9 protein-coding genes are annotated in these 12,155 nt (G+C 69.3%); 3 read left to right on the top strand and 6 right to left on the bottom strand.

Going from position 1 to position 12,155, the window contains the following annotated elements; translation table 11 throughout:
* Position 1: 1 nt before the first annotated feature.
* Genes ENSA7_RS13130 through ENSA7_RS13120 form a run of 3 tightly spaced genes read right to left on the bottom strand, consistent with a single transcriptional unit; the run spans position 2 to position 3,069 of the window.
* Positions 2-2,416: a GH92 family glycosyl hydrolase gene (locus ENSA7_RS13130; RefSeq protein WP_106089619.1), complete on the bottom strand. Its 2,415-nt coding sequence runs from the start codon at positions 2,414-2,416 to the stop codon at positions 2-4.
* Positions 2,417-2,435: 19 nt separating this feature from the next.
* The gene (locus tag ENSA7_RS13125; RefSeq protein ID WP_244923787.1) at positions 2,436-2,780 is read right to left on the bottom strand and encodes a low molecular weight protein tyrosine phosphatase family protein; all 345 of its coding nucleotides are present in this window, start codon (positions 2,778-2,780) and stop codon (positions 2,436-2,438) included.
* Positions 2,781-2,823: 43 nt separating this feature from the next.
* A complete protein-coding gene (locus tag ENSA7_RS13120) occupies positions 2,824-3,069 on the bottom strand; it encodes a hypothetical protein (protein WP_146157645.1) in 246 nt (81 codons plus the stop codon).
* A gap of 110 nt (positions 3,070-3,179) precedes the next feature.
* Between ENSA7_RS13120 and ENSA7_RS13115 the strand changes: the two genes are divergently transcribed.
* A complete protein-coding gene (locus tag ENSA7_RS13115) occupies positions 3,180-3,824 on the top strand; it encodes a hypothetical protein (RefSeq protein ID WP_106089616.1) in 645 nt (214 codons plus the stop codon).
* Positions 3,825-3,835: 11 nt separating this feature from the next.
* Here the strand turns inward: ENSA7_RS13115 and ENSA7_RS45035 are convergent, their stop codons facing one another.
* The gene (locus tag ENSA7_RS45035) at positions 3,836-4,825 is read right to left on the bottom strand and encodes a formylglycine-generating enzyme family protein (protein WP_219907959.1); all 990 of its coding nucleotides are present in this window, start codon (positions 4,823-4,825) and stop codon (positions 3,836-3,838) included.
* A 413-nt stretch (positions 4,826-5,238) separates the two neighbouring features.
* Here ENSA7_RS45035 and ENSA7_RS13105 point away from each other — a divergent pair, with 413 nt between their 5' ends.
* Positions 5,239-7,779, top strand: a complete 2,541-nt coding sequence (locus tag ENSA7_RS13105) for a serine/threonine protein kinase (RefSeq protein ID WP_181233700.1) — start codon at positions 5,239-5,241, stop codon at positions 7,777-7,779.
* Positions 7,780-7,806: 27 nt separating this feature from the next.
* Here the strand turns inward: ENSA7_RS13105 and ENSA7_RS13100 are convergent, their stop codons facing one another.
* A complete protein-coding gene (locus tag ENSA7_RS13100) occupies positions 7,807-8,643 on the bottom strand; it encodes a lysophospholipid acyltransferase family protein (protein ID WP_244923786.1) in 837 nt (278 codons plus the stop codon).
* 640 nt (positions 8,644-9,283) lie between these two features.
* Between ENSA7_RS13100 and ENSA7_RS13095 the strand changes: the two genes are divergently transcribed.
* Positions 9,284-10,228: a hypothetical protein gene (locus tag ENSA7_RS13095; RefSeq protein ID WP_146157644.1), complete on the top strand. Its 945-nt coding sequence runs from the start codon at positions 9,284-9,286 to the stop codon at positions 10,226-10,228.
* Positions 10,229-10,248: 20 nt separating this feature from the next.
* Here ENSA7_RS13095 and ENSA7_RS13090 read toward each other — a convergent pair whose 3' ends face one another.
* Positions 10,249-12,075, bottom strand: a complete 1,827-nt coding sequence (locus ENSA7_RS13090; RefSeq protein WP_181233699.1) for an IgGFc-binding protein — start codon at positions 12,073-12,075, stop codon at positions 10,249-10,251.
* Between the last annotated feature and the right edge of the window lie 80 nt (positions 12,076-12,155).

Genomic DNA, 12,155 nt, shown 5'->3' with positions numbered 1-12,155 from the left:
CTCAGAACGCACCAAAGTCGGAGGGCGCGTCGGCGAGCGTGAGCCGCAGCGTCCCGCCTTCCTCGCGCAGCTGCTGCCAGGTGATCCACGGACGTTCGAGCGCGTCGCCGTTGAACGCGGCCCCAGCCACGTAGATCATCTCCGGCCCGGCCCCGTCGGCGATGACCGCCAGGCGTCGATCTGGGTGCTGCGCGTCGGACAGATCGAGCTCGACGCGCTCGAAGATCGGCGCGGTGATCCAGTAGCCATCGCTGCCCGGGAGCGGGTACAGGCCGATCGAAGCGAACACGTACCACGCGCTCATGGTCCCGGCGTCGTCGTTGCCCGGCAGCCCCTTGGGCCCGAGTCCGTAGTAGCGCTCGCGGGCCCAGTCGACCCAGCGCTGGGTCGAGGCCGGATCGCCGAGTTCGGTGAACAAGTACGCGTCGTGCAGCGAGGGCTCGTTCGACTGCCAGTAGTAAGGCACGGGCATCAGCGGGTTGTAGCCGCCGCCGTTCATGAACGCGGCCGAGGTCTCGAAGTAGGCCGCGAGCCGCTCGCGCGCGGGCTCGATCCCACCCATGAGCTCGGCGAGCGTGGCGACGTCGTGCGGCGCGGCCCACAGGTAGTGATTGGCCGTGCCCTCGGAGTAGTAGCTCTCCCACACCAGCGGGTCGAAGCCGTCGAGCTCGAAGCTCCCGTCGGCCCGACGACCGATCAGGAACTCGAGCTCGGGCGCCCACAGATGCTGCCAGTTGTGGCCGCTGGCCTCGAACAGCGCGGCGTCTTCACTCTCGCCCAGCGCCGCGGCCCAGCGCCCGAGCGCGTAGTCGGCGTGGGCGAACTCGAGGGTGCGCGAGGCGGACGCGCCGGTCTCGTCGCTGGCCACCCAGCCGCGCTCACGATAGCCGACGATGCCCGCACGACCGGCGTTGGGTCGCGGCTCGATCGCGTGCAGCCGCGCGGCGGCGTAGGCCGTCTCGACGTCGAAGTCGGTGATGTCCTTGAGGTAGGCGTCAGCCAGGACGATGTCGGCGCTGGTCCCCACCATCCCGCCCGTGTACCCGATCCCCAGCGGCCACTTGGGTAGATCACCGCCCTGCGCCGCGATCGTGGCCAGCGACTCGAGCATGTCCGCGTGGCGCTCGCGCTGGATCAAGTTGAACAGCGGATGGACGGTCCGGTAGGTGTCCCACAGCGAGAAGTCCGTGTAGTAGGTGAAGTCGGCGGCCCGATCCTCGGTGTCGTGGACGGCGTCATCGAAGCCCCGGTAGCGGCCGCTGGCCTCGGTGAAGATCGTCGGCGCCAAGAAGCTGCGGTACAGCGCCGAGTAGAACAACTCGCGCTGTTCCTCGCTGCCACCGAGCACGCGCACGCGGGCCAGCTCGGCGTCCCAGCTCGCTTCGGCGGCGGCGCGGGTCTGCGCGAAGCTCTGCCCGTCGAGCTCGGCCAGGTTGGCCTCGGCCTCGGCGATCGACACATACGAGATCGCCAGCTCGAGCTCGACCACCGGCTCGTCGGCGCCAGATAGATCGAAGCGCAGCCACCCGCCGATCTGCGCGCCGGTCATCGACGCGAGCTCGGGCGAGAGCCCGCCCATGTCGTCCCACACGCCGTGGCCCGCGATCGGCTGGGACACCCGCGCGGCGAAGTAGGTCGGCACGCCACCGAAGCGATCGGAGTAGCTGCCGTAGACCGTCATCATCCCGCGGATCACCCCACCCGCGGGATCGATCTCGATCTCGCTCGCCGTCGAGGTCGCGCTGCCCGGGTTGTAGCCGAGGTTGAACAGGATCGACGCCTCGGCGCTCGGCTGGTCCCAGGTGTAGCGGTGGCGGGTCGCCCGAGTGGTCGCGGTGAGCTCGGCGAACACGCCGTGATCGAGCAGTTCGACCGCGTAGTAGCCCGCGGCGGCCTGCTCTTCGGCGTGATCGTAGAGCGAGCGCGCGCCGCCGATCACCGTCATGTCGGGATCAATCCCGACCGCCGGGACGACCTGCACGGCCCCGTAGTCGGGCACGCCCATCCCGTTGATCCGCGAGTGCGAGAAGCCCCAGATGTGGGGCTGATCGTAGTGGTAGCCCGTGCAGTTGAGGAACGAGAGCTGGACCGGCCCAAGCCCGGTGTCGGGCCCGGGCTTGATCATGCCGAACGGCAGCGAGGGCCCGGGGTTCATGGTCCCGACCGTGTAGCCGACCCCGCCCGTGCCGATCATGGGATCGACGAGCACGCTGAGCGCCTCGTCGGGCCACGGGTAGGGATCGAAGCCGTCCTCGGTGTCGCCGGTTTCGCCCGTGTCCGTCTCGGTTGCCCCGCCCGACTCGGTGTCTGTCGCGTCGGAGCTCGCGTCGGTGTCCCCGGTCGCGGTGGCGGTGTCGTCCGCACATCCGAGCAACGAGGCAGCGATGACGCACGGGATCAGACGGCGCGGGCCCATGCCGCCATACTACTACGCGTCACTCGGCGTCACTGGAGGTCTCATCGACGTCAAAATATTGCTCGAGCACGGGCGGGACAGCGACCTCGAGCAGCTCGACTAGCGCGGGATCCATCGCCCGATACTCATCGGGGATGTCGAGCACGTGGATCGGCAGATGCGCGCACACACGCGCGAAGCTGGCCCGGATCCGCTGCGCGTGCCCGTGCTCCATCACCAACACGACGTCGGCCCAGTTCAGATCCTCGACCCGCAGGGTCCGCCGCGCGCGAGCCGAGGTCCCGGCCGAGCGAACCGCGAGGCGCGGATCCGCAGCGAACACGCGCTCGGCCGTGGGGCTGCGCCACTGGTTGCGGCTACACACGAACAGGACCCTCAACCGCTGCACGCCGCTCGCCCCCGAGTCGTCAGCAACCCTCGAGCTCCGCCAGGCTCTGCGCCGCCAGCATGCACTGGACCAGCGCTCGCGTGGGTCGCTGCTCGGCGCAGGTCTGCTCGAGCTCGTCGGCCGAGCTCGCGTTGAGCTTGCCCTCGGCCTGGCCCAGCTCGACGATGTGTTGGGCGACCTCGCGGCAGTCGTCGGCGCTGGCCCGACACCCGAGACTGGAGATCGCCACCCCAAGCACCAGCACAGCTCGAAAGCGTGCAGACACGCCGCGGGTCGTCGGCCGCGGTCGCTCCGCTCCTCGAGGCCCGAGGCGTGCTGCCAGGTTCGATCGGCCGAACATCGGGAGATTCTACTCCAGACGGGGTCGGCGCGGCCATGAGCGGCCGCGAAGATGGTAGGGTCTGGACCGACGCGATGAGGAACCCGGCGATCATCAATAGCTGGAACCGCGCGGCCATGCGCCGAGTTCGTTCGTTCCCCGATGCCACGCGGCTGCCGATCCTCGACACGATCACCCGCGCCACGCAAAACGCGATCGCGCGCGCGCGCGCCGACGAGTGGCTGTCGGTCGAGTACTCGATCGAGCTGTGTGACACGCTCGTCGACGTGCTCGGCGCCGAGCGAGCCGTCGAGTTTTGGCGCGACCTGGTCTACGACAGCTGGGTCGGCGGCCTGCTCGAGCCGCTGAGCGCCGGCCTGCATTCCACGCCCGATCTCGGTGACGGCGCCGAGACCGAGCAGCTCGAGCAGCGCAACCAGGGTGTGCTCGCGCTCGCCCCCGCGGCCTGGTCGATGTCCACGCGCGACTGCGGGGAGATCGTGGTCGCCGCCGACGAGGACGCGGGCTCGATGCGCCTCGAGGCCCACAACCTGCCGCCGATCGTCCGAGTCAGCGAGGGCATTCAGGTCCTGTACGCAGGCGCGGTCAAGGCGATGCTGGCGTTCTCGAAGCTCTCGACCCACGTCGAGATCGACACCAGCGGCGACACGCTGGCGTTCTCGCTCACGTTCCGCGACTAGCAGGCCGCGAACTATCCAGCGCAGCGAAACCCGATCCCGAGATCGGACACGCTGACGTCCCCCCACTGGCGTCGGGCGCCGCGCAGGCTCATGCCCTGATCCGTGAACATCCCGCCCCGGATCCCGCGCTTGGGCTGGCGCGAGCGGCCCTCTTCGCGATCGAACACCCACTCGCGCACGTTGCCGGCCATGTCTTGGACCCCGTACGGGCTGGCGCCGGCCGGGTGCGAGGCGACGGGCTGGGCCTCGCGCAGTCCACAGCCCGCGAAGTTGGCAAGCTCGCAGGTTGGGGCGTCGTCGCCCCACGGGAACATGCGCTCGTCGGTGCCCCGCGCGGCCTTCTCCCACTCGGCCTCGCTGGGCAGCCGCTGGTTCCGCCACGCGCAGTAGGTGCCAGCCTGCTCCCAGCTGACGTTGGCGACCGGGTTGGTGCAGGCGTCCGTCGGCTCGAACCCGCCCGCGGGCGGGGTGCACACGTCGGCCTCGATGCAGCGCTGGTAGGCGGCCTGGGTGACCTCGGTGCGATCGATCGAGAACGCCGGTAGATCCACGACCACGCGGGTCCGCTCGGCCTTGCCACACTCCTTGCTGTCGAGGCTGTCGCAGCCCATCACGAACTCACCCGCGGGGATCGAGATCGTGCCGCTCATGACCGCGGACTCGGGGCACCGCTGGGGCCGCTCCACCGGCAGCGGCGCGTTGTGGGGGTTGGCGTTTCCCCATACCCCTTCGGGGGCGGTGTTGATCGCGTTGCGATCCCACGGACACCCCGGCGCCTCGGGGTCTCGGTTGCACAGGATCTCGTGGCTGCCGTCGTCCTCCGGATCCTCGCCTTGCGCTCCCGAGTCTTCGCCGGCCTGGCCAGGCATCCACGCGACGTTGGTCGGCTGCCGGACCTCGGGCGGCTCGCTGGGCTGGGGGTGACACCCCAGCAGTGCCCCGGTCCCAAACAGCACGGCGACGATCAGTCGCGCGCGATCCTGTCCGCTTCGTGCCCGCACCGGTACACCATAGCTTGAACCAGGGCCGGGTTGAGGGGTGGGTGCGAGCACGGGCGGACGGCGCGAGTCGGACATGCTGTTGCCAACGCCGCCCAGGGTCCATCGGTCTCATTGGATCGTCAGCGAGCGTGCATTGATCACACTCGGAATCAAGCGAGTCGCTCAATCGTCACACGCGCCGGTTGGCCACGACAGTCGCCATGTCGCCATGTCGCCATGTCGCGTTGTCGCGTAGGTGACACAATGGGTGGATCTGCGCGGCTCCGGGCACGCCGTCGTCAACGAAACGTGACTTGCTCACCCACCACACGCCCTCTAGCTTCGGGGCGTTTCGAGTGGGAGCGAGCATCATGAATCAACCTGCGTGGTCGCGGACACCGGCGCCAGGCAACACCGGGTCGGGCCGACCTCCGGTGTCCCTGGGTCGTCATCAACTGCTGTTCCCCGTTGGGCACGGGGGCATGTCGGACCTGTACTTGGCGCTCGTCAACAGCGCGGCGGGGGTCAACAAGGTGTTGGTCGTCAAGCAGCCGCGCGCGTCGCTACTCGACGATCCCGAGGCGCTCGCGATGTTCATGGACGAGGCCCGGCTCGCGTCGCGGCTGCACCATCCCAACGTGGTGCAGACTTTCGAGGTCGGACAGGAAGGCCCGATCCCCTACATCACGATGGAGTTCCTCGACGGCCAGCCCCTGCACCGGGCGCTGCGTCGGCTCGGGACCGGGTCCGAGCAGCCGCACGAGCTCGACCCCCTGAGCCTGGGCATGCGGCTGCGGATCATCGCCGAGATGCTCGACGGTCTGCACTACGCACACGAGCTGCGCGACTACGACGGCGCCGCGCTGAACGTGATCCACCGTGACGTCTCGCCGCAAAACCTGTTCCTGACCTACGACGGGCAGATCAAGCTCGTCGACTTTGGGATCGCCAAGGCCAGCGACTCGGTCACGCGCAGCGAGGGCAGCGGGCTCAAGGGCAAGCTGGCCTACATGTCGCCGCAGCAGGCCGCGGGCGAGTCGCTCGATCGTCGGGCCGATGTGTTCTCGGCGGGGGTGATGCTGTGGGAGCTGGTGTCGGGTCGGCGGCTCTGGGCCGGCTGCAGCGAGGCCAACGTCGCGCGCAGCCTGGTCGACCACGACCTGCCCGAGCTGGTCCTCGACGATCCCACGGTCCCGCCCGAGGTCCTGACGATCTGCCGCCGGGCGCTGGCGCCCGAGGTCGACGATCGCTACGCGAGCGCCGAGGAGTTCCGCCACGCGCTCGAGCGCGTGATGCTCGACCACGGCCTCGATGCTAGGACCCGCATGATCGGCACCCGCCTCGCCCACGCGTTCGCCAGCGAGCGGATCGACGTCCGCGCGCGGATCGATCAGGCGTTGCTCGGGTTGGTCCACGGCGACGGCCCGGCGCACTGGGAGCTGTCCCGCGAGTACGTCCGCGATCCGACCGGGCTCACCCGCGGATCGGACGAGAGCGAGGAGCACACGTCGACTCCCGACGAGGTCACGGCTGACTATGGGCCGAGGCCCGAGCCGCCGCCCGAGTCGGCGCTGGCAGATCCCGCCGCGGGCCAACCGATCCCCGCAAGCGCCTGGCCTCGCGCACGGACCATGCTCGCGGCCGCGCTGGGGCTCGCGATCTCCGGGGGTGCCCTGTTGAGCTGGCAGTGGTCCTCGGCGGAGCCGAGCCCAGCCTCGACACGCTCCGAGCGCCCGCTCGCGCAGCCCGGTCTCGCGCCCCACCCCACCCCCGCGAGCGTCGACTGTGACGCCGCGAACAAGCCCCGCGTCAACCTCAGCGGTGAGATCGACGCCGACGCGACGCTGCGCTGCGATCGCGACTATGTGCTGCGTTTCAACACCCGCGTGGTCGCTGGCGCGACCCTCACGATCGAGGCCGGGACCACGATCCTGGGCGAGCGCGAGACCACGGGCGCGCTGATCATCGAGCCTGGCGCGCGTCTGATCGCGCAGGGCACCCCTGAGCGGCCGATCGTGTTCACCAGCAGCCGCCCCCGCGCCGAGCGACAGCCGGGCGACTGGGGCGGCGTGCTGCTGCTTGGCCGCGCGCCGATCAACCTGCGCGACACCGACGGTCGCCCGATGCTCGGTGAGGTCGAGGGCGTGACCGGGGTCGCGCGCTACGGCGGCGACGATCCCGAGGACGACAGCGGCGTGCTCCGCTACGTCCGCATCGAGTACCCCGGAGTCGAGCTCGCGCCTGGCAACGAGATCAACGGGCTCACGCTCGCGGGGGTTGGCCGCGGGACCACGATCGATCACGTCGAGGTGCTCGCCAGCTCGGACGACTGCTTCGAATTCTTCGGCGGCACCGTCGACGCGACGCACCTGGTGTGCGTGGCGCCCGGCGACGACGGGCTCGACTTCGACAACGGCTACCAAGGTCGGGTCCAGTTCGTCGTGGTGGATGATCACGCGCGCGGGCTGACCCGCACCGGGTCCACCAACGCGTTCGAGTTTGACAACGATCCCAACGGCTCCACGGCCGAGCCACGCACGCGCCCGGTGATCTGGAACGCGACCCTGTGCGGCGAGACCAACCCGCAGGTCCCGACCCACGCGATCTTGGCCCGTCGCGCGGCCCAGCCCCAGCTGCACGGCGTGCTGATCAGCGGCTTCGACCACGCCGTCGGTCGCCGCGATCCAGACACGAAGCTCGAGCTGCGAGGGGTCGCGCGCGCCGATCCGTCCGGCGGGCTGTCCTCGCTGGATCCCGCCGAGCCATGGTCACGGGCGAGCGACGCGGCACCAGGGCTCCCGTCGTGCGCCGGCTCGCTCAGCGCGAGCCTGCTCCCAGCCAGCCCGATCGTGCCGGGTCCAGGGTTCGAGGGCCCCCCAGACGACGGCTTCTTCGACCCCCGGGCCGCGTGGCTGGGCGCGTTCGCCAGCCCCGACGACGACTGGACCCATCCCTGGGTGGTCTGGGACATCTGAGCCCACGGGCCCGATCGAAGCGATGCCTCAGAGCCTCTCGGTCATGAACGCGCGAGGGCGCATGGCCAGGCCTTGCTGGATCAGCCCCTCGATCGCGGCTCGCACCCGGTCGACGTTGGCGTAGATCTCGTCCTCGTCCTCGTCGCCGTCGCCCTCGAAGATCATGGGCGGCCCAAAGTGGATCTGGCAGCTGACCGGCAGCGGCCAGAACACCAGCTGCGGGGCGATCGGCATCGGCGGCATGCCGAACAGCCGGCTCGGCGCGTCGAGCCTCGTGAGGATCGGGAACGCCTCTTCGGCGCCGATGAACGCGAACGGGATGATCGGCGCCCGGTTGACCAGCGCCAGGCGCATGAACCCGGTCCCGAACCGCTGCAGCTGGTAGCGCTTGCTGTAGGGCTTGAGCGCACCGCGGGCGCCCTCGGGGAACACGACGACCAAGCGCTCGTCTTCGAGCAGCAAGCGCGCGTGCTGGGGCAGCCCGGTCAGGTGCCCGACCCGGTTGAGCATCATGCCCATGTACGGCTTGGTGTTGAAGAAGTACTCCGCCATCGCGTGGGCCAGGCGCGGCGGATTGTTCATCAGCAGCGCCATCGACAGCATCGACGCGTCCGCGCCGATGCCCCCCGAGTGGTTGCCGATCACCATGCCGCGCGAGCGCGCGGGCAGGTGCTCGGCGCCGAACACCGAGACCTTGAGGTAGTCGCGGTAGATCGGCGCCATCGCGGAGTACCAGCGCTGCAGCGCGTGGCGCGAGACGCCAAACCGGTCGATGCCGTACTCGTTGAATGAGATCGGCAGACGGGCGATCTGATCGGCCACCTCGGCGTCATCGAAGACCTTTCCGACCAGGCGCCGAATCACTTGTCCAAGCTCGCAGTTCGCGAGCGTCCCCGCAAGTCGGAACAGGAGGTCGTCGCCGCGATGACGGGCCTGTCGACCCTGTCGTAGTTCGTGTGGGGCTGCATGACGGCGCTCAATGACATCCTGATCCCACACCGCGAGGGTCAGCTCGACCTGACCCACCCAGACCACCCGAGGCCGCGGTCAGTCGGCTCGACCTAGCACAGGACGACGACTCGTCGAGACGGCGAGCGTGAGTGCGTTCATGATCCTCGAAGCCAGCGGCGTCAAGACCGTGCGTGTGCCCCATGTCAGCATCGCTGTCACGTCGTTCGCGCTTGGGCACGTGCTCCGATCGTCCGGCTGCCTGCGCGAGCGAGTCCGGGGGCGGCGAAGCGGGCGCCCGACCTCGCCGTGCGTTGCCCCCTCGGTTGGTCGATCGGATCACGCTGGACCGACGAGGTGCTCAGGCATGCCTGGATCTCCACGGCGTCGAGCCAGCCCCGACCACGGCTCGAGCCCGGCCCCAGCAGGCCGAACGTTGTCACGGGGCCATTCACGGTATGGGCGAGCGCACACAACTAGGCTGCGATCGCCGATCGAGAAGGTGATAACGTGGCGTGTGCGACGAAGCTCCGCCTCCACTGCGATCTCGCTCACCGTGGCCATCGTCCTGGGTCCGCTGCAGCTCAGCGCGACCACTGCGTTCGCGCAGGCGCCCGCGGCCGAAGACCCACAGCTCGCCGAAGCTCGGGCGCTCAACAAAGAGGCCGAGATCAAGTTTCAGACGGCCGAGTACGAAGAGGCGCTCGCGCTGTGGAAGCGGGCCTTCGCGATGTTGCCCGATGGCGTCGACACCCGCACGATCCGCAACGCCCTGGTCTACAACATCGCCGAGGCCCACATTCGCGCCTACGACGTCTCGCGCAACCAGATGCACCTGCGCAAGGCCAAGATCCTGCTCGAGAACTACCGCGACGAGCACGCGCAGCTCTACGGCGATGACCCCGCCGCGCTCGAGGAACGGGCCAACACCGACGAGCGCCTGGCCCAGGTCGAGCAAAAGCTGACGGAGTCCGAGGCCAAGGGCGAGACGGCGGTGCCCCTGGATGACGGCAGCGCGGCGGTGGCCCCCACGGGTCCGCAGCCCCAGCCCCAGCCCCAGCCAAACCAGCCGCCCAAGCCGATGACCCCCGACCAGATCTGGGAAGCCGAGGTCCAGGCCGACCCCGAGCTCGGGCCCAAGTGGGCCAAGGGCCGCTCGCAGGTGGTCGGCGGCGTGGTCCTGACCAGCATTGGATCGCTGTTTCTGATCGGCACGGTCGCGATGATCGGCTGGGGTGCGCAGCTGCGAGCAACCAGCGAGACCAACTGTGATCCCTTGTTCGGTACCTGCACCACGCTCGACGGAACCGGAGCGTTCGTGACCGGCGGTGTGCTCGGGGTGATCGGCCTGTCCCTCGCCGCGCCCGGCGTGGCGCTGATCGCCGTGGGGGCCAAGCGCCGCAGCGACGTCAAGAAGGCCAAGCCCAAGCCCGTCGCCCTGGTCCCCTACCTGGACCCCAAGCGGGGCACGGGCGGCTTGACCTTCAGCCTGCAGTTCTGAGCCCGACTGCTAGCCAACTACTATCCGACTGGGATCACCACCTGGTTGATGCTGCGGACGCTGGCCCCGGCCGGGTACGCGTACGACACGTAGATCGTGGAGAACCCCTGCGAGGCGTTCGAGCCCCAGCCCCACACGGTCACGCCAAAGGGCTCGTCACTCCACATCTCGTGGCGCCCGTTCTCACACCCGTTGACAGCCATGAAGTTGCCGGTGACCAGGTCCACGCGGGTGTACTCATAGTCGCCGAGGGGGAGCCACCCGTTGAGCTCGCCGAGGCAGTCGAGCTCGACGGGCGCGAACCCGCCGCTGCCAGGGCTGCGCACGACCACCAGGCTGGTCTCGGAGTAGGTCGGATCCGTGAACAGCACATAGTCATCGAGATACTGCGCGGTTGGGATGATGTTGACCCACTCGGGATCACCCTCGCCGCCAAACGTACCGCCGCCGGTCATGTGCGCCGCGATGTAGAACGGATGATCCTCGTCCTGGCTGCGGGCCACGAACGGACCGGGCGCGCTGAACCGGACCAGGTCACCAGCGTTGAGCACCAAGGGCGCGCCGACGGGCGGCGCCGGGACCCAGTCCAGCGTGGTGCCGTCGACGACCCCGACCACCGTCCACGGGACCACCTCGTCTTGCATGTTGCCCCGCGAGCGGTAGCGGACGCCCACGTACTCGCTGCCCAGCGCCTGGATCGGCGGGATCTGCTGATGCGCCGAGTCGCAGGCGAACCCGTCCACGGGGATGTTGAGGCAGCTGGCGGCGCCGAACAGCCCAAACGAGTGGTTGCCCTCGAGCGGCGAGCCGGTGAGCTCCACATCCTGACTGATCTGCAGGGTCTCGCCGCGATCGAGCGAGTACACGATCGGCATCGCCGCCGGCCCACCCGCGACGCCGTTGCCACCTTGGACCGCGACCTTCGGCAGCAGCGAGACCTGGGTGCCGTCTTCGTGGGCGACGATCGTCATGGACGGCTGGGCCTGCGGCGCCGCGACGCTCTTGGCGAACGCGTTGACCGCCACGTAGTTCACGTCCCACGCGCTGGTCGGCAGCAACAAGCTGGCCGAGGTCGCCGCCGAGCTCCCGCCACCAAACGGCAAGATCTGGTACGCGACGACCGGCACGTCAGTGGTGATGTTGACGGCCTGACCGCGGCCGGTCCCGACCACACCGATGTTGGTCACGAACGCTGGCGGGACCGGACAGGCGGGCAAGAACCCGTTGTCACGGGCGATGAAGATGACCGCCACGTCCCCCGGCGACAGGCCCTGGCCCGGATCGTAGGGCTCGTAGACCAGGTTCGCCCCCTGCCCGACCGGGATCGCAATGGCGCTGGGGTTCAGGGCCTGCCCGGCGTACTCGGCCTGGATGTGCGCGGGCTTCTCCCAGGTGTTGGCCACGAAGGCCGCGAAGCAGGCGCCCGTGCCATCCGAGATCAGATCCGTCTTGACGGCCCAGTAATCACAGCCGTACGAGCTCTTGCCGAGCTCGGCGGCGAGGCAGGGATCGTTGATGCAGTCGCCGCCTGCACACGCGCCATCGGGCGCGCAGTTCTCGGTCTCGAGCCCGTCGCACACGACATGCTTCAGATCGTCCGAGCAGGTGCACCCCCCATCGCTCTGCATGTCGGTGTTGGGGCTCAGGTCGAACTTGATCGGGTCGCCGTCGCCGTCGCCGGGATCGCCGTCGCCATCACCGGGATCACCGTCGCCGGGATCACCGTCGCCATCCCCGGGATCGCCGTCGCCAACGTCGGCGTCGCCATCCCCGGTGATCGAGGTCTCGTCGGTCGCCGTCGAGCTGCTCGGCGGAGTGTTGCAAGCAACGACGCAACCCAGGCTCAACCACAGGGGACTCAATGTTCGACTCGATCGCATGGCAGGCAGCTCCGGCCACATCGTAGCAGGAAGACGAGCGGTCGATC

It is taken from the genome of Enhygromyxa salina, assembly GCF_002994635.1.
GTDB lineage: Bacteria > Myxococcota_A > Polyangia > Nannocystales > Nannocystaceae > Plesiocystis > Plesiocystis salina_B.
Note: the sequence above shows the minus strand (reverse complement) of the source record. Positions and strands in the feature narration are given on the sequence as shown.